The organism is Pseudomonas sp. GV047, from assembly GCF_003058245.1.
Classification (GTDB): domain Bacteria; phylum Pseudomonadota; class Gammaproteobacteria; order Pseudomonadales; family Pseudomonadaceae; genus Aquipseudomonas; species Aquipseudomonas marginalis.
On record NZ_QCWA01000008.1, the window covers coordinates 148,529 to 169,186 of the forward strand.

Consider the following 20,658-nt stretch of genomic DNA (forward strand, 5'->3'; position numbering starts at 1 on the left):
GAGTGGCGTGGAGCATATCACCGTGCGTCGGCATCGCCACCGATCAGCATGAATAAACGGAACAGCACCACGCTGGTGAACAGTTGCAGGAAGCTGTGGGCGCTGTCCATCAACAGCCCCAGCAGCGGCGCGGGGTTGGGATAGGCCGCGACGCTGGCGCCCTTGAGCAGCCACAGGGGCGTCATGACACACAGCAGGCACACCAGGATTCGCCAGAAATGCCCACGGGTCAGGCGCAAACTCTCCTTCATCGCCTCCAGTGCCGGCATGCCGCGCAATACCAGCAGGTACTCGGCGAACGCCAACACCACCATCAGCCACAGGCCCGGCAGGAAATACAGCGACAGGCCCAGCAGAATCAGGAGGGTACTCATGGCGGTCAGCAGGGCGAAGCGCGGCCACAGGGTCAGGGCCATGGCCCAGATGTCCTTGGTGCGCGGCGACTCGCCACGGGTGCGGGCGTCGAGAAACAGGATCAAGGCACCGGTGTACAGCGGGTACACCAGCAAACCCACCACCACGCTGTAGCCGGGGAACGCATCCGCGCCGAGCGTATGGTCGAGCAGCTGTTGCAACAGGGCTTCGAGGATCACCAATGGCAGGCACAGTTGGACGATTGCGCCCAGGTTGCCTCGGGTAAAACGGAAGGAGTCACGCAATACGTCTAACGGATTCATCGGGTTCATCGCAGGCCTGAAAGCAAGGGCAACACTTTAACCGATGATGGCCAGCGGTAAGCAAATGTAAACCTTGAGTAAAGACCATTGAAACAACTCGTAACACCCCCATAACGGTTAAGCACCTGGCCTGATCACAGGCAAGGCCACGATTTCTACCGGCAATCTAACGAGGTCGCCATGAACAGCGAAGAGCAAACCCTGATCGATGGACTGTTTTCACGGTTGCAGCAAGCCGAAACGGACTCAGCCCCCCGCGACGCCCAGGCCGAAGCGCGGATCAAGGAGCATATGACTCGCCAACCGGCCGCCGGGTACTACATGACCCAGTCGATCCTTGTTCAGGAACACGCGCTCAAGAGTCTCGACGCGCAGAACAAGCAACAGGCGCAGCAGATCCAGCAATTGCAGGATGAGTTGCAGCGGGCCAAGTCCGCACAAGCGGCCCCGGCGAGCAGCGGTGGTTTCCTGTCGAGCATCTTTGGCGGCGGTTCCCGTGACCCGCAACCGGCCCAGAGCGCTCCGGCCTCTTCCGGCGGCGGCTGGCGTGAACCGGCGCGGCCGTCCTTTGGCCAGCCAGCGCCGCAACAGAACTATCAACAGCCGCAGCAACCGGCCGCCGCCCCCATTGGCAGCGGGTTCTTGGGTGGAGCGATGAAAACCGCCGCCGGCGTGGCCGGCGGTGTGTTGCTGGCCGAAGGCATCAGCAGCCTGTTCAACCACAACTCGCAACAGCCGCAGGTGGTGGAAGAAATCATCCGTGAAGAGCCGGCGCCCGCCAGTGACAACGGCAACTGGGGCAACGATGACCAGAAGTTCGCCGGCAATGACAGCTGGGGCAGCGACAACGCCTCGGACAGCTTTGCCGACAGCGACTATTCAGACGATTCCTCTTCCTTCGGCGACGACGATTCCTTCGTCTGACCCTCCCGGCCCGGGGCGCTGAGCCGCCCCGGTCTGATTTTTCCCGGCAACCTTCTCGCGGCTGGCATACTGGCACCCTTTCCGGGCCCTGGCGCCTGGCTGTCATGGGGAAGTGCGGTGAAGAAAATTGCAGTGTTCGCCGATGTACAAAACCTCTACTACACCGTCCGCCAGGCCTATGGCTGCCATTTCAACTACGCCGCCCTGTGGGCTGATATCAGCTCGCGTGGGCAAATCGTCGAGGCCTATGCGTATGCCATCGACCGCGGTGACAGCAAGCAGCAGCAGTTCCAGCAGATCCTGCGTAACCTGGGGTTCACGGTAAAACTCAAGCCGTATATCCAGCGCAGCGACGGCTCGGCCAAGGGTGACTGGGACGTGGGCATCACCATCGACATCATGGACGCCGCCGACCACGTTGACGAAATTGTGCTGGCCTCCGGTGACGGCGATTTCGACATGCTGCTCGACCGCATCATCCACAAGCACGGCGTCGAAGCCGTGGCCTACGGCGTACCGGGGCTGACGGCCAACTCACTGATACGTGCCGCCAGCCGCTACGTGCCGATCGAAGGCGCGTTGCTGCTCAAATAAGCACGGCGGCTTAATAAATAAAGGGTTAGACGGAGTTGGAACAGGTTTGGAACGTATAGCGGTCATCGACTTTGAAACCACCGGCATCACCCCGAGCAGCCACTGCCGGGCCACGGAAATCGCGGTGGTTATCCTCGAACGCGGCCAGATCGTGGACCGCTACCAGAGCCTGATGAACGCCGGTGTGCGCGTGCCCGGTTTTATCGAGCAACTCACCGGCATCAGCAACGCCATGCTGCGCAGCGCCCCGCCGGCCGAGCGGGTGATGAACGAAGTCAACGAATTCGTCGGCACCACGCCGCTGATGGCGCACAACGCCGCGTTCGACCAGAAGTTCTGGGATTTCGAACTCGGCCTGATCCGCCGCACCCGCCTGCAAAAATTCGCCTGCTCCCTGCTGCTGGCCCGCCGCCTGATGCCGGCTGCGCCCAACCACAAGCTCGGCACCCTCAACACCTACGCGAAACTGCCCCACACCGGCCAGGCCCACCGCGCGCTGGCGGATGCGGAAATGGCCGCCAACCTCACGGCGCACCTGGCCCAGGAACTGCGGCGTACCCATGGCTTGCGCGAACTGTCCCACGACCTGCTGTGCACCCTGCAGAAAGTGCCGGCGGCGAAGATCAATGAGCATTTGAAGAAACATCGCGGGTTCTGACAGAACAACGCCGTTCAAAATGTGGGAGGGGCGGTTATCTGTCGTTCATCGAGGCTGCACACACTCCAACGCCCGATCCACCACCCCCTTCGCCATCTCCACCAAATGCATCACCGCCCGCTGCTGCACATCAATCCCCTCACCCGACAAGTGCGCAGTGCCCACCGCGCAATGCAGCAAATCCGCCGCATGGGCGAGGGCGTCTTCGAGGCTCAGGTTGTCATTCAGGATGAAGGGCGGGGCATCTTGAGGGCGTTTATCTGCTTTCTGAATAGTCGGTAGGCTTAGCCTTGCTGTCCTGTCGGACCTTTCTGGATTTTCCCTTCTCCCGTCTATAGCCCTTCGCTGCGACCTAAGATCCCGGCTGTCATTTACGTACAGGGACTACGTCATGCAGGAAAGCGATCTTCACACAGCAATCGTGCGAAGCCAGTTTGAGCTCCAAGGCAACGGCATTGATTTCGGCTCAACTTCAAGCATGGCGTTTCATTTGGGAAACACGATGACAAGTTGCCCGGCAGTCATGGTTTTACCTAATTCGCCAGGCTGGACCCACGGCGCCAGTTACCAGTTACTCAAGCCCGTTCATGCTGACTCCTCGGTGCCGAGCACCACGTTTGACGAACTCTGGAAATGTACACAGCAACACTATGGCTTGACGGCCGCAACGGTTCTCACTGGCGCCGCGGGCATACCTATAAGCAAAATTGCCGTGGGCACTTGGGTTCATGTTGGCTCCAGCAAAACGACGAACTTGGCGAGTCTCATTGGAATGCGCTTTTTCCCTCGTACATTGATCAGGCAACCCACGGTGGCCAGAATGGCGAAAGCAACGTTTGGCACCGTCCGGGTATTTGGCATTATTGGACGGGGCATTCCTTTCGTTGCTGCGGGGTTGGCTGTCTTTGATCTAATCAGTATTGGTAAGTGCGCCTATGAGGCAAGAAATGGAAGGTAGCCCGACTAGAGCCGAGATCAGCGAAAAGGTGATTCAGCTATTCGTCGATATCATCGGTTTCATCGACCGAAGCCAGGTCACGGAGCAAACGGACTTCATCCATGACTTCAAGATTATTGATGATGATTTGACCTGCTTTGTCATGCAGATCAAGTGGCAATTCAACTTGCAAGCGACCCAGGAAGATTGGGATCACATCACTACCATCCAGCAGATAGTTGACTTGATCGTTGAACGCTCGAATTTGCAGTGCGGCCACTGACGCCATCGGGAGCAAGCCCCCTCCCACATTTTGAATGTATTCACAAATCAAACTGTGGGAGGGGGCTTGCTCCCGATGGCGGTAGATCAGCCACCACTTTTGCCATTGGTTTCCAACTGCCCCAACGGCACCCGTCGCTCTATCGCGCTCGACAAAATAATCGAGGTCTTGCTGAACCCGAACTTCGCCAGCCGATTGATCAAACTCTCCAACTCCGGCATCGAGCCCACCGCCGCTTGCATGATCACGCACGGATCGCCCGTTACCCGGTGGCATTCGGTCAACTCCGGGATTTCGGCCAGTGCGTCATAGACCTTCTGGTTGCCGTGGTTGGTCAGCCGCAGTTCGATCACGCACTGAATCGGCAAGCCCACTTTCGAAAAATCCACCTTGGCCTGGTACCCGGTGATCACCCCGCTGGCTTCCAGCTTGGCCACGCGTTCGGCCACGGCGGGGGCGGAGAGGTTGACCGTGCGGGCCAGTTGCGCGTAGGAGGCGCGGCCGTCTTCGAGCAGGGCGCTGAGGAGCATGCGGTCGTATTTGTCCATGATAAGGCTCTACTCGGGGATGGCTTTCGAAAACACGATTTATAGCCCTCATAACCATGCTTTGGAAAGTGTACTGGCGGTTTAAACAGGTTTTGTAACTTATGTTTAACGGCCTGCCTTTTTAGAATAAGCCTCTCTTATCTCTGCCTTCGAGCCGCCCAATGCCTGGCACACGTCGCTTTCCCCTACCGTTGATCGCCGCCTTTTTTGCACTGTATGTGATCTGGGGTTCCACCTACCTGGTGATTCGCATCGGCGTTGAATACTGGCCACCGCTGATGCTGGGCGGTATTCGCTTTTTGTTGGCGGGTGCGGCGATGTATGGATTTTTGCGTTGGCGTGGGGCGCCGGCGCCGACCTGGGAGCAGTGGAAGGCTGCTGCCAAGATCGGTATTTTGCTGCTGACCTTCGGCAATGGCGCGGTGAGTGTGGCCGAGCACACTGGGGTGTCGTCCGGCGTGGCGGCGCTGGCGGTGGCGACCGTGCCGTTGTTCACCTTGCTGTGCGGGTATTTCTGGGGCGCGCGCAATACCCGGCTGGAATGGGCCGGGGTGATCCTGGGCATGATCGGTATCGCCATGCTCAACATGGGCAGCACGTTGCAGTCTAGCCCCATGGGCGCCGCTTTATTGTTGTTTGCAGCGGCGTCGTGGGCGTTTGGTTCGGTGTGGAGCCGGCGCCTGCCGTTGCCGCCGGGCGCTATGGCCAGTGCCGCAGAAATGCTGGTGGCCGGGGTGACACTGTTGATCGCCAGCGCGCTGACCGGTGAGCGCCTGCAAGCCATGCCGCCGCTGGAAGGCTGGCTGGCCCTGGCTTACCTGGCCGTGTTCGGCTCGATCATCGCCTTCAACGCCTATATGTACCTGCTCAAGCACGTACGCCCGGCAGCTGCGACCAGCTATGCCTACGTCAACCCCGCCGTCGCAGTCTTGCTGGGGATTGTGTTCATCGGCGAGACCATCGGTGTGGAAGAGGCCCTGGCCATGCTGGTGATTATCAGCGCCGTGCTGTTGATCAGCCTGCCCCAGTGGCGAAAGCCCAAGCCGGAAATAAGGTAAACTGCCGCGCATTACGCCCTTGCGCTGAATTTTTCCTACGGTAACTACATGACTTTCGCCACACTTGGCCTGATCGAACCCTTGCTGCGCGCCCTTGAGACGCTCGGCTACCAGACCCCGACGCCGGTGCAGGCGCAAGCCATTCCGGCGGTGCTCGCCGGTCGCGACCTGATGGCCGCGGCCCAGACCGGCACCGGCAAGACCGCCGGTTTCGCCGTGCCGCTGCTGCAACTGCTGACCCTGGAAGGGCCGAAAGTCGCCGCCAACTCGGCGCGCGCGCTGATCCTGTGCCCGACCCGCGAGCTGGCCGAGCAGGTTCACGCCAGCGTTGCGGAATACGCCCAGCACCTGCCGCTCACCACCTACGCGGTGTACGGCGGCGTGAGCATCAACCCGCAGATGATGAAGCTGCGCAAGGGCGTCGATATCCTGGTCGCCACGCCGGGCCGCCTGATCGACCTGTTCCGCCAGAACGCGCTGAAACTCAACCAGCTGCAAACCCTGGTGCTGGACGAAGCCGACCGCATGCTCGACCTGGGCTTCTCCGAAGAACTGGCGAACATCTATCGCATGCTGCCGAAAAAGCGCCAGACGTTACTGTTCTCCGCGACCTTCTCCGATGACATTCGCCTGCTGGCCGGGCAGATGCTCAACGACCCGCTGACCATCGAAGTCAGCCCGCGTAACGTCGCCGCCAACACCGTCAAGCAATGGGTAGTACCGGTGGACAAGAAGCGCAAGGCGGAGCTGTTTGTGCACCTGATGCGCAAAGGCCGCTGGAAGCAGGTGCTGGTGTTCGCCAAGACCCGTAACGGCGTGGATGCGCTGGTGGATAAGTTGCAGGGCCTGGGCATCAACGCCGATGGCATCCACGGCGACAAGCCGCAAGCCACTCGCCAGCGTGCGCTGGACCGTTTCAAGTCGAGCGAAGTGCAGATCCTGGTGGCCACTGACGTCGCCGCCCGCGGCCTGGACATTGAAGACTTGCCGCTGGTGATCAACTTCGACCTGCCGATCGTGGCCGAAGACTACATCCACCGCATCGGCCGGACCGGTCGCGCAGGCAACACCGGTGAGGCGATTTCCCTGGTGTGTGCCGATGAAGTCAACATGCTGTCGGCCATCGAGATGCTGACCCGCCAGACCTTGACCCGCAAGATGGAACAGGACTTCGAGCCGGAACACCGCGTGCCGGATACCGATGCCAGCGGTCAGGTGGTGAAGAAGCCGAAAAAACCGAAGAAGCCCAAGGCGTCCGGTGGCGGCGGTGGCAAGCGCAACCTCGGCAAGTGGGTGGACAGTGGTGACGTGGCGCCGGTGGAGCCTTCGATCAAGCCGGTGCGCAAGGTGCCGGTGTTTAATACCGGGCCGCGTAAGAAGAAGTGATTTTGCGGGGTGGCTGATGGCCTAATCGGGGGCAAGCCCCCTCCCACATTTTTGATCTGTGAATACATTCAAACTGTGGGAGGGGGCTTGCCCCCGATGGCGGCTTTGAATCCACCGCAGATCTCAGCGGTTGAGCCACTCCAACATCCCCCGCCCAGCCGCTCTGCCACTGGCAAAACACCCCGTCAGCAAATACCCGCCGGTCGGCGCTTCCCAGTCCAGCATCTCCCCCGCACAAAACACCCCCGGCAATTGCTTGAGCATCAGCCGCTCATCCAACGCTTCAAAGGGCACGCCGCCTGCGGTGCTGATGGCTTCATCCATCGGCCGTGTCTTCACCACTGTCAGCGGCAACGCCTTGATAGCCACCGCCAATTGCGCCGGGTCATTGAAGTGTTCGGCGGGTGCCAACTCTCGCAACAGCGCCGCCTTGACCCCATCCAAACTCAATTGGCTGTGCAAATGCTTGCTCATCGAGCGCGAACCTCGCGGCTTGGTCAAGGCGGCCTGGACCTTGTCCAATGGCTTGCTCGGCAGCAAATCGATATGCACCGTCGCCGAGCCATTACGGTTGATCGCCGCACGAATCGGCGCCGACAGCGCGTAGATCAAACTGCCCTCGATACCGGTGGCGGTGATCACGCATTCGCCGAGTCGCGGCTTGTCATCCCCCAGCCCAATGGCGACGTTTTTCAGCGGTGCGCCGGCGAATTTGCTGACCATCAAGTCGCTCCAGGCCGACACCTCGAAGCCGCAATTGCTGGGTTGCAGGGCCACGCAAGGCACGCCTTTATCCTCCAGCAGCTTGAGCCAGGCGCCGTCGGAGCCCAGGCGCGACCAACTGCCGCCGCCCAAGGCCAAGAGCACGGCATCGCTGTGGACAACTTTTTCGCCGTCCGGGCTGTGGATAAGTAAATCACCCTCGGCATTCCAGCCCACCCAACGGTGCCGGGTGTGGATAACCACGCCCTGGTCGCGCAGGCGCTTGAGCCAGGCACGCAGCAGTGGGGCGGCTTTCATATCCGTGGGAAACACGCGACCGGAGGTGCCGACAAAGGTTTGAATACCCAGGCCATGAATCCATTCGCACAACGCTTCGGCACCAAACCCACGCAGCAACGGTGCTATTTGCGGGGCTCGCTCGGCGTAGCGCGACAGGAACGCCGGGTACGCTTCGGAATGGGTGATGTTCATGCCGCCCACGCCGGCCAGCAGGAATTTGCGCCCCACCGACGGCATGCCGTCGTACAGGTCTACCCGCACCCCGGCCAGGCTCAAGACTTCGGCGGCCATCAGCCCGGCAGGGCCGCCGCCGATGATGGTGACGTGTCGAGAGGAAATATCGGACATGGGCAGGGCTACGATCGCGGAAATAAGCCGAGCATTCTACCCGAGGCGCGCGGCGTTGCCTGATCAAAAAATGTACAGCTTCCTACAGGCTAGACAGCTACGGGCTCTTAGACGCTTACGCTCAAGTTATCCACAGGCCGTTCCACAGGCATTGTGGGTAACGCCCACACTTCAATGACACCCTGATGACGTCCACACCCGCTGCGCGCTGTGGTGCAGGATGCCGTGGCGGCGGGCCAGGGCCTGGCGATCCTTGCTGTAGCCGCCACCGATCACGCCCATCACCGGGATGTCGCGGCCCAGGCAATGGCGCATCACGCTTTCATCGCGGGCGGCCACGCCTGCGTCTGTCAGCTTGAGGTAACCGAGGGCGTCATCCTTGTGCACATCGACGCCGGCGTCGTACAGCACCAGGTCCGGTTGGTAGAGCGGCAGCAGGTAGTTGAGGGCGTCGTCCACCACCGTGAGGTAGTCGGCATCGCCCATGCCCATGGGCAGCGGGATGTCCCAATCGCTCTGGGCTTTGCGCGCAGGGAAGTTCTTTTCGCAGTGCAGGGACACAGTGATCGCCTCCGGCGTGTCGTGGAGGATGCGCGCGGTGCCGTCGCCCTGGTGCACGTCGCAGTCGAAGATCAGCACGCGGTTGACCCGGCCGCTGGCCAGCAGGTAATGGCTGATCACCGCCAGGTCATTGAAGATGCAAAAGCCCGCCGGGTAGTCGTAGTGGGCGTGGTGGGTACCGCCCGCCAGGTGGCAGGCCAGGCCATGTTCCAGCGCCTGCTCCGCCGCCAGGATCGAGCCGCCGACCGCGCGCACGGTGCGCCGGGCCAGGGCTTCGCTCCAGGGCAGGCCAAGACGCCGTTGGTCTTCGCGGGACAACTCGCCGCTCATGTAGCGTTCGATATACCCAGGTTCATGGGCGAGGGCCAGAATCTCCGCCGGGCACAGCGACGGGCGCAGCAATTGGCTGTCTTCGGTCAGGCCGCTGGCCACCAGGTGGTCACGCAGCAGGCGGAACTTGTCCATGGGGAACCGGTGGTCTGCCGGGAACTCAGGGCTGTAGTCATCGTGGTAGATCAATGGCAAAGGCATGGGATTTTCTGACGGGGATCTGCGAAGGATCTTAACAGCGCTGTACACTCACGCACATGGCAAGGGGAGGGGACCCATGGAGGAGATATTGCAATTGGAAAGCGCGCGCCTGGTCATGCGCCAATGGCGCGATGCCGACCTGACGGAATTTGCGCGCATGTGCGCCGACCCGCAGGTGATGCGCTATTTCCCGGCCAGATTGAGTCACCTGGAAAGTGCCGCCCTGATCGGCCGGATTCGCGGCCACTTCGCCGAATACGGTTTTGGCCAGTGGGCCCTGCAACGCAAGGACACCGGTGAGTTTATCGGCCTGACCGGGTTGCAGAACGTCAGCTTCGAAGCGGACTTTACCCCGGCGGTGGAAATCTGCTGGCGCCTGGCCCGTGAGCATTGGGGCCTGGGTTATGCCAGCGAGGCGGCCTGGACCGCGCTGCGCTGTGGTTTCGACCGTTTGCAGTTGGACGAAATCGTCGCTTTCACCACTCAAGCCAATCTGCCATCACAAAAAGTCATGCAGGCCATCGGTATGCATTACGATCCCCAGGCAGATTTTGCACACCCCAAGGTCGCAGCCGATGACCCGCTGCGCCCCCACGTTTTGTACCGCATCACCCGCGCCCAATGGTTGGACACGCTGCACGGATAAGCAGCCCGGAATGCCCTCTCGATTGTTGTAGGAGTTGCTCTATGAGCCAAGTATTGGAAGATCTGGTGGACTTGCTGACCCTGGAGCCGATCGAGGAAAACCTCTTTCGCGGCCGCAGCCAGGACCTGGGTTTTCGCCAACTGTTCGGTGGCCAGGTGCTCGGCCAGTCGCTGTCGGCCGCCAGCCAGACCGTCGAAGAAGCGCGACATGTGCATTCCCTGCATGGCTATTTCCTGCGCCCCGGCGATGCGAAGTTGCCGGTGGTGTATTCGGTGGACCGTGTACGCGATGGCGGCAGTTTCAGCACGCGCCGCGTGACGGCGATCCAGAAGGGCCACCCGATCTTCACCTGCAGCGCTTCGTTCCAGTACGACGAGGCCGGCTTCGAGCACCAGACCACCATGCCCGTGGTGGTCGGCCCGGAAAACCTGCCGTCGGAGCTGGAGCTGACCCAGCAGCGCGCGCACCTGATTCCCGAGCATATGCGCGACAAGCTGCTGTGCCCCAAGCCGATTGAAGTGCGCCCGGTCACCGAAAAAGACCCGTTCAACCCGCAGCCGTCCGACCCGGTCAAGTACGTGTGGTTTCGCGCCGATGGTGCCCTGGCGGATACGCCGGCGCTGCACAAATACCTGCTGGCCTACGCCTCGGACTTCGGCCTGCTGACCACCTCGTTGCTGCCCCACGGCAAGACCGTGTGGCAGAAAGACATGCAGGTCGCCAGCCTCGACCACGCGTTGTGGTTCCACGCCGACCTGCGTGCCGATGACTGGTTGCTGTACGCCATGGACAGCCCATGGGCCGGAAACTCCCGTGGGTTCTCCCGCGGCAGCGTGTACAACCGCGCCGGGCAACTGGTGGCGTCGGTGACCCAGGAAGGCTTGATCCGCCATCGCAAGGATTGGGCATGAGCCTGACGGACGTTAAGCACTGGGTGTTCGACATGGACGGCACGCTGACGGTGGCGGTGCATGACTTTGCGGCGATTCGCGTGGCCCTGGACATTCCCCCCGAGGACGACATCCTCACTCACCTTGCCGCATTACCGGCGGACATCGCAGCGGCCAAGCACGCCTGGTTGCTGGAACATGAGCGCGAGCTGGCGCTGGGCTCCGTCGCGGCGGACGGTGCGGTGGAACTGGTGCGCGAGCTGGCCGGGCGCGGTTATCGCCTGGGCATTTTGACCCGCAATGCGCGGGAGTTGGCGCATATCACCCTGGACGCGATTGGCCTGGCGGACTGCTTTTCCGTGGACGATGTGCTGGGGCGCGACGATGCGCCGCCCAAGCCCGATCCGGGTGGGTTGTTGAAATTGGCGGCGGCGTGGGATGTATCGCCGAGCGAGATGGTGATGGTCGGCGATTACCGTTTTGACCTGGACTGCGGCCGGGCGGCAGGGGCGCGGACGGTGTTGGTCAACCTGCCGGAGAACCCGTGGCCGGAGCTGGCGGATTGGCATGCTGCAGACTGCGCTGCATTGCGCCGGATGATCCAGCTCCCACATGTTGAGACTGTTTCGTCAGGTATTACTGAGTGAACAGTACCTTCTGGCCCTCGGGCGACGTAAACATCCCATCCCCGTCATGCCCCACCCCCGGCACTTCCACCAGCGTCTGGCGCAACTGCGGATGGCGCTGCTTGAGGTAGTCAAAGTAGTTGTGCCCGCGAATCAGCCGATACGCGCCCTGGGTCTCGGCTTCGCAGCTTTTATCCAGCGCCGGGTGGTTCGGGTCGGTGTCCTGCTGGCCCAGCAGGTAAGTGATGGTGCGTGATACGTAGGCTTGTTCCAGCTGCTCGGCGCTTTGGCCGTTGGCGTAGGCCGGCAGGTGCTGCATGCCGTACTTCCAGGTGTTGAAGCCCGGGCAACTGGCGGTCTCGAACTTCACCGGCCGCTGTGGGCTGAAGTAGGCATAGGACGAGGGGTTGGCCACTACATAGCGCAGGCGGATACCCTCGGTTTGCAGGGCCGTGTGCGCGTGGCCGGTGAGGGCGAAGCGCTGCACCACCTGGCCACCGCCGGAGTGACCGGCGACCACGATTTCCTTCAGCGCCGGGAACAGCGTGCGGTTTCCCAGGTGCTTGATGATCTGGTCGAGGGCGCCGAAAGAGCTGATCTGGCCTGGGCCGGTGGAGGCATCGCCGGCCATCCAGTCATTGCCCTTCCAGCGCAGCAACTGATTGTCCAGATGGTTGCGCTTCACGTCGGCCCCATTGAGAAACTGCGGTGCGATTACCAATGTGGTGGGGCCAACGCCTGCGTGTTCGGCGGCATCCATTCCGCTTTGCAGGTAGGTCTGCGCATTACGCAGGCGCCCGTGCACGATGATCAACGCGCGGGTGACGTCGGGCAGTGGCTGGCGCCAGTCCTGGCTCAGCCCGAGGCTGAGATCGCCGGCCTCCAGATGAAAACGCTCGGGGCTGACCACCTTGACGCCCTGCTCGGCGGCCCAGGCGGATGACGAGATGAGCAACAGGCCCAACAGCAGTCCCAATCGTTGATTCATTTATAGGCTCTTGGCAGCGAACGTGTCGCATTGAGTGATCTGGCCCTGGGCGAAGCCTGTCTTGAACCAGCGCACCCGCTGTGCCGAGGTGCCGTGGGTAAACGAATCCGGCACCACGCGCCCCTGGCCCTGCTGCTGCAAACGGTCATCGCCGATGGCGTTGGCGGCGTTCAGTGCTTCTTCAATATCGCCAGGCTCCAGCCAGTTCAGGCGCTTTTGCGCACGGTTGGCCCACACACCGGCGAAGCAGTCGGCTTGCAGCTCCTGGCGCACCAGCAGGCCACCGTCACCTTGCATTTGTCGGCCTTGCTGGCGTGCGGCCTGGATCTTCGACGAAATGCCCAGCAATGTTTGTACGTGGTGCCCGACTTCGTGGGCGATCACATAGGCCTGGGCGAAATCGCCGGCCGCCTGGAAGCGTTGGGACATTTCCCGGAAGAAATCCAGGTCCAGATAGACCTGCTGATCAGCCGGGCAATAGAACGGGCCGCTGGCCGAGGTGGCGCCACCGCAGGCGGAATTGACCCGGCCACGGAACAGAATCAGCTTCGGGTTCTTGTAGGCCAGGCCGTTTTCCTGGAACACCTGGCCCCAGGTGTCTTCGGTATCGCCCAGCACCGCGCGTACGAAGTCGGCCTGCTCATCGTTGGCCGGCGGTGCCTGGCGCGACTGCGTGCTCACCGAGGGCGCCTGTTCCATCTGGCCGGTCAACTGGCCGAGGATCTGCATCGGGTCCTGGCCGGTCAGCCAGCCGATGCCGACGATCAGCACAATCGCGGTCAGGCTCAGGCCCTTGCCGCCGCCAAAGCGCATCCCGCCACCGCCGCCGCCACTGTCATCGCGGGCATCCACCACGTTGTCGCTGCGTCGGCCTTTTTTCCATAGCATGGGGCAATCCTCTGTGTGCTAACCGTGATTGAGTATGGTCGGTATTAACGGCAATAGCCTTCGCCGGTGGCGACGATCAGGCAGTCTTTTTTGTCCGCCAGCCATTTCAGCCCGGTCGCTTCTCCGTCGCCGGCGCGTAGGAGTTGCGGGCCGTCCGGACGGGTGAAGGCGATGCCGTCTTCGGCCGCTTCACCCTTGAAGGTGCCCGAGTCGTCGGCGTCGAGGCCGTATTGCATGGTCAGGAGGTAATGGCCACGGCCGACGCTGTCGTCCTTGGCGATGGTCAGGTGCAGGCCTTCGACGCCGATCCATTTGCCGACCCATTTATCCGTGGGCGGGGTTTCGGGTACCAGGGCGGCCTGCACGGAAGGCGGCGCAGGTTTGGGCGCTTGCTTGGACGCCTGGTCGCAGGCGGTCAGCAGGGCAAGGGCAGAAAGAACAAAGAGGAATTTTTTCATAGCAACGAGGCCTTGGTTAAAAAGTATGCAATGCGCAGGCTAAGGTGCTGCGTTGGACTCGAATCCGGTGATTTAGTGCGCTGTTCGCCCGGTGTTTGGTTATGCTCTTGGGGCAGGCTCCAGCCCGGCTGCTAGATTACCGGGTTGAGCGCTGCTTCGTTCAGTGCTCAGCGTTCCGCTCGCCACGCAAGAGATTTCCATGACTGTCAGCACCCCCCTATCCGGCGTCAACCATCCCTTCAAAGGCATTTTGCTGATCGTGTTGGCGACATTCCTGTTCTCCAGCCACGATGCCTTGTCCAAGTACCTGGCCGGGTTTTACCCGATCGTGATGGTGGTGTGGGCGCGCTACGTGGTGCACACCTTGCTGATGGCCGGGATTTTCCTGCCGCAATCGGGTTTGCGGGTGCTGCGCAGTAAACGACCGGGGATGCAGGTGGTGCGGGCCTTGTGCCTGTTGGGCACCAGCCTGTTTTTCACCACGGCGTTGCATTACATCCCGTTGGCGGAAGCCACGGCGGTGAACTTCCTTGCGCCAATCCTGGTGACGGCACTGTCGGTGCCGCTGCTCGGCGAACACGTGACACGCGGCCAATGGCTGGCGGTGATCTGCGGGTTTGTCGGCGTGCTGGTGATCATTCACCCAGGCGGTGAGTTGTTTACGCCGGCGGTGTTGCTGCCGCTGTGTTCGGCGCTGTTCTTCTGCTTCTACCAACTGCTCACGCGCATCCTCAGCCAATACGACACGCCCACCACCAGCAACTTCTTCGCCGGGCTGTGCAATACCTTGGTGATGAGTGCGATGGTGCCGTTCTTCTGGCAGGTGCCCACGCTGTGGCACGGGGTGCTGATGCTGGCGCTGGGCACCTGTGGGATGACTGCGCACTTGATGCTGACCCAGGCATTCCGCTTTGCCGCACCGGCCTTGCTGGCGCCGTTCGGCTATTGCCAGATCGTCTTCGCGGGGTTGTTGGGCTGGCTGGTGTTCAACCATACCCCCGATGTAACCACGGTGGTCGGCATCGGGGTGATCTGCATGAGCGGTCTGGCCGCTGCCTGGCAGCAGCGGCGCAGGTGATCAGGCGTCTACGGTCGGAATCTTGCGCGGTGCCATGAAGTACATCCAGGTCAGCGCAATGAAGTACATCGCCGGGATCAGGGTGAACAACACGGTGTAGTTGTTGTTGGTGACGGTGAGGATGTGGCCGACGATCTGGGTCATGAACATGCCGCCGATGGCCGCGCACATGCCGCCGAAACCGAACACCGTGCTCATCATGTGCTTGGGCGTGTAGTCCATCACCAGGCTCCAGATGTTGGCGGTCCACGCCTGGTGCGCACCGATGGCCAGGGAAATGGCAAACACCGCGACCCACAACTGGCTGGAGCCGGCCGCCATGATCACGCCGACGATGCAGCAGGCAAACAGCAACATCGACAGCAACCGCGCCTTGATTGAGTTCATCCCACGGCCGATCAGGAACGACGACAGAATCCCCCCGCCCACGCTGCCGAAGTCGGCGGTCAGATAGATGATGATCAGCGGGATACCCATCTGGGTCACGTTGATGCCCAGGTTGTATTGCTGGTTCAGGAACGGCGGCAGCCAATACAGGTAGAACCAGAACACCGGTGCAGTGAGTGCATAGGCGATGGCGAAGGCCCAGGTGCCGCGCATGCGCAGGATGCGGCTGAAGGGTACGCCGGGTTGTTCCGGTTCGACTTGCTGTTGCACGTAGTCCAGTTCGGATTGTTTGACGGTTGGGTGGTCTTCCGGGTTGTAGTACTTCAAACCCCAGAACACCAGCCAGATCGCGCCCAGCGACGCCATGCACAGGAACGCCGCCTGCCAGCCCCACACATGCAGGATCAGCGGCAGCAGCATCGGCGTCATCATCGCGCCAACGTTGGTACCGGCATTGAAGATACCGGTGGCCACCGCGCGCTCACCGGCGGGGAACCACAGGCGCGTGGTCTTCACGCAGGCCGGGTAGTTGGCGGCTTCGGTCAGCCCGAGGATAAAGCGGCAGACCATAAAGCCGACCGCCGAAGTGGCCAGGCCATGGGCACCGGTGGCCAGGCTCCACAACAGTACGGCGCAGAAGAACACGCGCTTGACGCCCACGCGGTCGATCAGCCGGCCTTGCAGCACAAAGCCGACGGCGTAGCCGACCTGGAACCAGAAATTGATGTTGGCGTAGTCCATCGCCGTCCAGCTCATTTCCTTGGCCAGGATCGGTTGCATCACGCCCAGGGCTGCGCGGTCGATGTAGTTGAGGGTGGTGGCAAAGAACACCAGGGCCAGCATGCCCCAGCGGGTTTTACCCACGGCGAGGGCGCCGCGGATCTTGTCGCCGATGCCGGCGTGCGGGGTGCCCGGGCGCGCGGCCAGGGCGGAGTTTTGCGAAGGCATGTGGTTGTACCCGTTTTTTGAAATTTTTATGAGGTGTTGTGGGTCTTCTTTTGGGTGTCGCTGCGTGATTGATGGTGCGCAGTGGCTAAAAAATCGTCAATTCGCCAAAGAGGCTTAGTGTTCGATAATCGCACCAAAAACTAACCGGTTCGTACATTTTAATTGCTGCGGGTAGTCTGGGGGCGAATAATTTGCCACAAACAACAATTGCCGGGAGTCGCCCATGCAACGTTCCATCGCCACCGTGTCCTTGAGCGGTACCCTGCCGGAAAAGCTCGAAGCCATTGCTGCCGCCGGGTTCGATGGGGTCGAGATCTTCGAAAACGACTTGTTGTATTACGACGGCAGCCCCCGTGAGGTCAGGCAGATGTGCGCCGACCTCGGCATCGCCATCACCTTGTTCCAGCCGTTTCGCGACTTTGAAGGCTGCCGCCGCGATCGCCTGGCGCGCAACCTGGAGCGCGCCGAGCGCAAGTTCGACCTGATGCAGGAACTGGGCACCGACCTGGTGCTGGTGTGCAGCAATGCCTCGGCCGATTGCGTCGGGGATGAACGCATCCTGCTCGACGACCTCGGCCTGTTGGCCGAACACGCCGGCCGTCGCGGCCTGCGCATTGGTTATGAAGCGTTGGCCTGGGGCAAGCATGTAAACACCTGGCAGCAGGTGTGGAACCTGGTGCGCCAGGTCGATCACCCGAGCCTTGGGGTGTTGCTCGACAGCTTCCACACGCTGTCGCTCAAGGGCGACCCGAGCGCCATCGCGCAGATCCCCGGCGACAAGATCTTCTTCGTGCAGATGGCCGACGCGCCGATCCTGGCCATGGATGTGCTGGAGTGGAGCCGGCATTTTCGCTGCTTCCCCGGCCAGGGTGAATTCGACCTGGCGGGGTTCCTCGCGCCGATCATCAAGAGCGGCTACACCGGGCCGTTGTCCCTGGAAATTTTCAACGATGGCTTCCGCGCCGCGCCAACCCGCGCGAATGCGGCGGATGGCCTGCGCTCCCTGCTGTACCTGGAAGAGAAAACCCGCGAGCGCCTGCAACAGGAGGCGCCCGCGCAACCTGTCGAGATTCTGTTTGATACCCCGGCGGCCAGCGAATACGACGGTATCGAGTTCCTCGAATTCGCCGTGGATGAAAACCTCGGCGCCAAGCTCACCCATTGGCTGGAACGCCTGGGTTTCGTCAAGGCCGGCCAGCACCGCTCCAAGAGCGTTAGCCTGCTGCGCCAGGGCGACATCAACCTGATCCTCAACTGCGAACCCTATTCCTTTGCGCATAACTTTTTCGAGGCCCATGGGCCATCGTTGTGCGCCACGGCGATTCGGGTCAAGGACAGCGCCAAGGCCCTGGAACGGGCGGTGGCCTACAAAGGCCAGCCCTACCGCGGCCTGGTCGGGCCCAACGAGCTGGAGCTGGCGGCGGTGCGTGCGCCGGACGGCAGCCTGATCTACCTGGTGGATCAGAGTGAGGGCGGGATCTACGACACCGACTTCAATCTGCAAGCGTCCAGCGCGGCCGGCGGTGGTTTGCTGCGCATCGACCACATGGCCATGGCCTTGCCGGCCGACAGCCTCGACAGCTGGGTGCTGTTCTACAAGAGCCTGCTGGATTTCGAAGCCGATGACGAAGTGGTACTGCCCGACCCCTACGGCCTGGTGAAAAGCCGTGCGCTGCGCAGCCGTTGCAGCTCGATTCGCTTGCCGCTGAATATTTCCGAGAACCGCAACACCGCGATTTCCCACGCGCTGTCGAGCTATCGCGGCTCGGGTGTGCATCACATTGCCTTTGACTGCGCGGATATTTTTGCCGAAGTGCGCCGTGCCAAGGAGGCCGGGGTGCCGCTGCTGGATATTCCGCTCAACTACTACGATGACCTGGCCGCGCGCTTTGATTTCGATGATGAGTTCCTCAGCGAACTGGCGTACTACAACGTGTTGTACGACCGTGACGCCCAGGGCGGTGAGTTGTTTCATGTGTACACCGAGCCCTTCGAGGGACGGTTTTTCTTCGAGATCATCCAACGCAAGAACGGTTACGCCGGCTACGGCGCAGCCAACGTGGCGGTGCGCTTGGCGGCGATGGCCAAATCCCGCAGCGGCGCGGTGCGCCAGGCGCGTTTATAACGGTGGGCCTGGTGCTTCCTTCGTAGGACGCCTCGGCCCATAATCGCGGCCTGCACAACAAAAATGGCCGTGAGCGCACCATGACCTCAAGTCCCGAACTCCCCGCGGTGTCAGACGCACCGCGCAAGAGTCGTAAGAACAACCCGGAAAAGACCCGCGAGAACATTCTCCAGGAAGCCATCGTCGAGTTTGTTCAGCAGGGCCTGTCCGGCGCTCGCGTGGATGCCATCGCCGAGCGCATCCATACCTCCAAACGCATGATCTATTACTACTTCGGCAGCAAGGAGCAGTTGTACGTCGAGGTGCTGGAGAAGCTCTACGGCGATATTCGCAACACCGAAACGCGGATGAACCTCACCGCCCTGGAACCGCGTGAGGCGATCCGGCGGCTGGTGGAGTTCACCTTCGATCACCACGATCAGAACGTCGATTTCGTGCGTATTGTCAGCATCGAAAATATCCACAATGCCGAGTACGTGAAGCGCACCGAAACCATCAAGGCGATGAACAGCAAAATCCTCGAGGGGCTGGGCGTGACCTTGCGTCGGGGCGCCGAGATGGGGCTGTTCCGTGAAGGGCTGGAACCGTTAGACGTGCACCTGCTGATCAACTCATTCAGCTTTTACCGGGTGTCCAACCGCCATACGTTCAGTGAGATCTTTCAGATCGACCTGTCGGATGAGGCGGTTAAACAGCGGCATCGCGAGATGATTTGCGAATCGGTGCTGCGCTACCTGCAGGCCTGAGTACACCGCCTGACCCCATGTGGGAGGGCGCTTGGCTCCCTCCCAACTTTCAGATGTTCATGCTCTTGAAGTGCGCGAGCATCCGCTGCGCATCCGGCACCTCGCCACTGAACAACTCAAACGCCTTCACCGCCTGGAACACCGCCATGTTGCCGCCATCCAGGGTGCGGCAGCCCAAGGCGCGGGCATCGCGCAGCAGTTCGGTTTCCAGCGGGAAATACACAATTTCAGCCACCCACAGTTCGGCTCTCAGCAGGGCCGCGGGCACCGGTGTGCCGGGCAGCTTGGCCATGCCCATGGGCGTGGTGTTGACCAGGCCATCCGCCTCGGCCATGGCGTTCTCCAGGTGGGTGCCGACCTGGGCGCGACCGGCGCCGAAACGCTGGGCGAGGTTATCCACAAGGTCGCGGGCGCGGCTGGGTTCCACATCGAAAATACTCAAGTGTTCGACACCTTCCGCCAATAGCGCATGCGCCACTGCGGCACCGGCGCCACCCGCGCCCATCTGCACCACGCGTTGGCGCGGCACATCGTTGAGGTTGCGGCGAAAGCCTTCGGCAAATCCCAGGCAGTCGGTGTTATGGCCGATACGCTTGCCGTCCTTGAAGACCACGGTGTTGACCGCGCCGATGCCTCGGGCCTCGTCGGACAAATCATCGAGCAACGGCAGGATTGCCTGTTTGCACGGGTAGGTAATGTTCAACCCGGTGAAGTGCATCAACTCGGCAGCCTCCAGCAGGTCGGGCAGGGCGTTGATGTCCAGGTGCAGGGGCTCGAGGTCAATCAGGCGATACAGGTAGCGCAAGCCTTGGGCGTCGCCTTCCTGCTCATGCAACGCGGGGGTGCGGGAAGCCTGGATGCCGGCGCCGATCAGGCCGGCGAGGATGCGCGGTTTCATCGGGCCGACCCCTTCAACAACTGGCTGAAATGTTCCAGGGCCAAGTGGTAGCCATGGCTGCCAAAGCCCGCGAGCACCGCCTTGGCGATGGGTGACACAAACGAGTGATGCCGAAACGCCTCGCGCGCATGCACGTTGGATAAGTGCACCTCGATCACCGGCACTTCACTGGCCACCAAGGCGTCGCGAATGGCCACCGAGGTGTGGGTCCAGGCTGCCGGGTTGATCACGATACCGGCGCAGCGGGCGCGGGCGCCGTGGATCCAGTCGAGCAGTTCGCCTTCGTGGTTGGTCTGGCGGAATTCGATTTTAAGCCCCAGTTGTTCGGCGCTGCGGCCGCACAGGGCAGCGACGTCGGCCAGGGTTTCATGGCCGTAGGTCGCGGGTTCGCGGGTGCCGAGCAGGTTGAGGTTGGGGCCGTTGAGCACCAGCACGATGGGCGGCATACGGGGGATCTCCACAGTTCTTGTTGG

The 20,658-nt window shown here is 61.7% G+C and carries 24 protein-coding genes; 13 read left to right on the top strand and 11 right to left on the bottom strand.

Annotated elements, in window-relative coordinates:
* Positions 1–17: 17 nt before the first annotated feature.
* Positions 18–677 (bottom strand): YciC family protein, encoded by a 660-nt coding sequence (locus tag C8K58_RS21410; RefSeq protein WP_065925008.1) that lies wholly within the window; start codon positions 675–677, stop codon positions 18–20.
* A gap of 180 nt (positions 678–857) precedes the next feature.
* Here C8K58_RS21410 and C8K58_RS21415 point away from each other — a divergent pair, with 180 nt between their 5' ends.
* The 3 genes from C8K58_RS21415 to C8K58_RS21425 all read left to right on the top strand — a co-directional run bounded on the left by C8K58_RS21415 (position 858) and on the right by C8K58_RS21425 (position 2,853).
* Complete coding sequence (locus C8K58_RS21415; RefSeq protein WP_027605272.1) at positions 858–1,601, top strand: DUF2076 domain-containing protein; 744 nt, start codon at positions 858–860, stop codon at positions 1,599–1,601.
* Positions 1,602–1,718: 117 nt separating this feature from the next.
* Positions 1,719–2,195 (top strand): NYN domain-containing protein, encoded by a 477-nt coding sequence (locus C8K58_RS21420; protein ID WP_024077544.1) that lies wholly within the window; start codon positions 1,719–1,721, stop codon positions 2,193–2,195.
* 46 nt (positions 2,196–2,241) lie between these two features.
* On the top strand, positions 2,242–2,853 hold the full coding sequence (locus C8K58_RS21425) for a PolC-type DNA polymerase III (protein WP_053138038.1): 612 nt from the start codon (positions 2,242–2,244) through the stop codon (positions 2,851–2,853).
* Between the two features lie 45 nt (positions 2,854–2,898).
* On the opposite strand, the gene C8K58_RS21430 is transcribed toward C8K58_RS21425, so the two are convergent.
* Positions 2,899–3,189 carry a DUF6124 family protein gene (locus tag C8K58_RS21430; RefSeq protein ID WP_092358240.1) on the bottom strand — a complete coding sequence of 97 codons (291 nt, stop codon included), beginning with the start codon at positions 3,187–3,189 and terminating at the stop codon, positions 2,899–2,901.
* A 55-nt stretch (positions 3,190–3,244) separates the two neighbouring features.
* Here C8K58_RS21430 and C8K58_RS21435 point away from each other — a divergent pair, with 55 nt between their 5' ends.
* Positions 3,245–3,811, top strand: a complete 567-nt coding sequence (locus C8K58_RS21435; RefSeq protein ID WP_027605274.1) for a hypothetical protein — start codon at positions 3,245–3,247, stop codon at positions 3,809–3,811.
* Positions 3,801–4,073, top strand: coding sequence for an acyl carrier protein (locus tag C8K58_RS32755; protein ID WP_027605275.1), 273 nt, complete (start codon positions 3,801–3,803; stop codon positions 4,071–4,073). Before C8K58_RS21435 ends, C8K58_RS32755 begins: the two co-directional genes overlap by 11 nt.
* A gap of 86 nt (positions 4,074–4,159) precedes the next feature.
* Here C8K58_RS32755 and C8K58_RS21445 read toward each other — a convergent pair whose 3' ends face one another.
* Complete coding sequence (locus C8K58_RS21445; RefSeq protein ID WP_027605276.1) at positions 4,160–4,621, bottom strand: Lrp/AsnC family transcriptional regulator; 462 nt, start codon at positions 4,619–4,621, stop codon at positions 4,160–4,162.
* A 161-nt stretch (positions 4,622–4,782) separates the two neighbouring features.
* Between C8K58_RS21445 and yedA the strand changes: the two genes are divergently transcribed.
* Both yedA and C8K58_RS21455 read left to right on the top strand, forming a co-directional pair.
* Positions 4,783–5,679: a drug/metabolite exporter YedA gene (gene yedA / locus C8K58_RS21450; protein WP_092358242.1), complete on the top strand. Its 897-nt coding sequence runs from the start codon at positions 4,783–4,785 to the stop codon at positions 5,677–5,679.
* A 48-nt stretch (positions 5,680–5,727) separates the two neighbouring features.
* Positions 5,728–7,065 carry a DEAD/DEAH box helicase gene (locus C8K58_RS21455; RefSeq protein ID WP_108574259.1) on the top strand — a complete coding sequence of 446 codons (1,338 nt, stop codon included), beginning with the start codon at positions 5,728–5,730 and terminating at the stop codon, positions 7,063–7,065.
* A gap of 123 nt (positions 7,066–7,188) precedes the next feature.
* On the opposite strand, the gene C8K58_RS21460 is transcribed toward C8K58_RS21455, so the two are convergent.
* The gene (locus tag C8K58_RS21460; RefSeq protein ID WP_108574260.1) at positions 7,189–8,415 is read right to left on the bottom strand and encodes a TIGR03862 family flavoprotein; all 1,227 of its coding nucleotides are present in this window, start codon (positions 8,413–8,415) and stop codon (positions 7,189–7,191) included.
* A gap of 171 nt (positions 8,416–8,586) precedes the next feature.
* On the bottom strand, positions 8,587–9,507 hold the full coding sequence (locus tag C8K58_RS21465; RefSeq protein ID WP_027605280.1) for a histone deacetylase: 921 nt from the start codon (positions 9,505–9,507) through the stop codon (positions 8,587–8,589).
* Between the two features lie 76 nt (positions 9,508–9,583).
* Between C8K58_RS21465 and C8K58_RS21470 the strand changes: the two genes are divergently transcribed.
* Genes C8K58_RS21470 through C8K58_RS21480 form a run of 3 tightly spaced genes read left to right on the top strand, consistent with a single transcriptional unit; the run spans position 9,584 to position 11,690 of the window.
* Positions 9,584–10,153: a GNAT family N-acetyltransferase gene (locus C8K58_RS21470; protein WP_027605281.1), complete on the top strand. Its 570-nt coding sequence runs from the start codon at positions 9,584–9,586 to the stop codon at positions 10,151–10,153.
* Positions 10,154–10,194: 41 nt separating this feature from the next.
* Positions 10,195–11,064, top strand: a complete 870-nt coding sequence (gene tesB, locus C8K58_RS21475; RefSeq protein WP_027605282.1) for an acyl-CoA thioesterase II — start codon at positions 10,195–10,197, stop codon at positions 11,062–11,064.
* Positions 11,061–11,690, top strand: a complete 630-nt coding sequence (locus C8K58_RS21480; RefSeq protein ID WP_108574261.1) for an HAD family hydrolase — start codon at positions 11,061–11,063, stop codon at positions 11,688–11,690. Before tesB ends, C8K58_RS21480 begins: the two co-directional genes overlap by 4 nt.
* Here the strand turns inward: C8K58_RS21480 and C8K58_RS21485 are convergent.
* From C8K58_RS21485 to C8K58_RS21495, 3 genes are read right to left on the bottom strand one after another with little or no spacing between them, the layout of a single operon-like run.
* On the bottom strand, positions 11,680–12,657 hold the full coding sequence (locus C8K58_RS21485) for a hypothetical protein (protein WP_108574262.1): 978 nt from the start codon (positions 12,655–12,657) through the stop codon (positions 11,680–11,682). The genes C8K58_RS21480 and C8K58_RS21485 overlap by 11 nt on opposite strands.
* A complete protein-coding gene (locus tag C8K58_RS21490) occupies positions 12,658–13,545 on the bottom strand; it encodes a neutral zinc metallopeptidase (protein WP_027605284.1) in 888 nt (295 codons plus the stop codon). It abuts the gene before it with no gap.
* A 44-nt stretch (positions 13,546–13,589) separates the two neighbouring features.
* The gene (locus C8K58_RS21495; protein WP_027605285.1) at positions 13,590–14,003 is read right to left on the bottom strand and encodes a membrane lipoprotein lipid attachment site-containing protein; all 414 of its coding nucleotides are present in this window, start codon (positions 14,001–14,003) and stop codon (positions 13,590–13,592) included.
* A gap of 199 nt (positions 14,004–14,202) precedes the next feature.
* Here C8K58_RS21495 and C8K58_RS21500 point away from each other — a divergent pair, with 199 nt between their 5' ends.
* Positions 14,203–15,081 (top strand): DMT family transporter, encoded by an 879-nt coding sequence (locus C8K58_RS21500; RefSeq protein ID WP_027605286.1) that lies wholly within the window; start codon positions 14,203–14,205, stop codon positions 15,079–15,081.
* Here C8K58_RS21500 and C8K58_RS21505 read toward each other — a convergent pair whose 3' ends face one another.
* A complete protein-coding gene (locus C8K58_RS21505) occupies positions 15,082–16,416 on the bottom strand; it encodes an MFS transporter (RefSeq protein WP_027605287.1) in 1,335 nt (444 codons plus the stop codon).
* A 223-nt stretch (positions 16,417–16,639) separates the two neighbouring features.
* Between C8K58_RS21505 and quiC the strand changes: the two genes are divergently transcribed.
* Complete coding sequence (quiC, locus tag C8K58_RS21510) at positions 16,640–18,541, top strand: 3-dehydroshikimate dehydratase QuiC (protein ID WP_027605288.1); 1,902 nt, start codon at positions 16,640–16,642, stop codon at positions 18,539–18,541.
* A gap of 80 nt (positions 18,542–18,621) precedes the next feature.
* Positions 18,622–19,287 carry a TetR/AcrR family transcriptional regulator gene (locus C8K58_RS21515; RefSeq protein ID WP_027605289.1) on the top strand — a complete coding sequence of 222 codons (666 nt, stop codon included), beginning with the start codon at positions 18,622–18,624 and terminating at the stop codon, positions 19,285–19,287.
* A 49-nt stretch (positions 19,288–19,336) separates the two neighbouring features.
* Here the strand turns inward: C8K58_RS21515 and C8K58_RS21520 are convergent, their stop codons facing one another.
* Both C8K58_RS21520 and aroQ read right to left on the bottom strand, forming a co-directional pair.
* Complete coding sequence (locus C8K58_RS21520; RefSeq protein WP_098480893.1) at positions 19,337–20,185, bottom strand: shikimate dehydrogenase; 849 nt, start codon at positions 20,183–20,185, stop codon at positions 19,337–19,339.
* On the bottom strand, positions 20,182–20,631 hold the full coding sequence (aroQ, locus tag C8K58_RS21525; protein ID WP_010206717.1) for a type II 3-dehydroquinate dehydratase: 450 nt from the start codon (positions 20,629–20,631) through the stop codon (positions 20,182–20,184). The genes C8K58_RS21520 and aroQ overlap by 4 nt, the downstream gene beginning before the upstream one ends.
* Positions 20,632–20,658 lie beyond the last annotated feature (27 nt).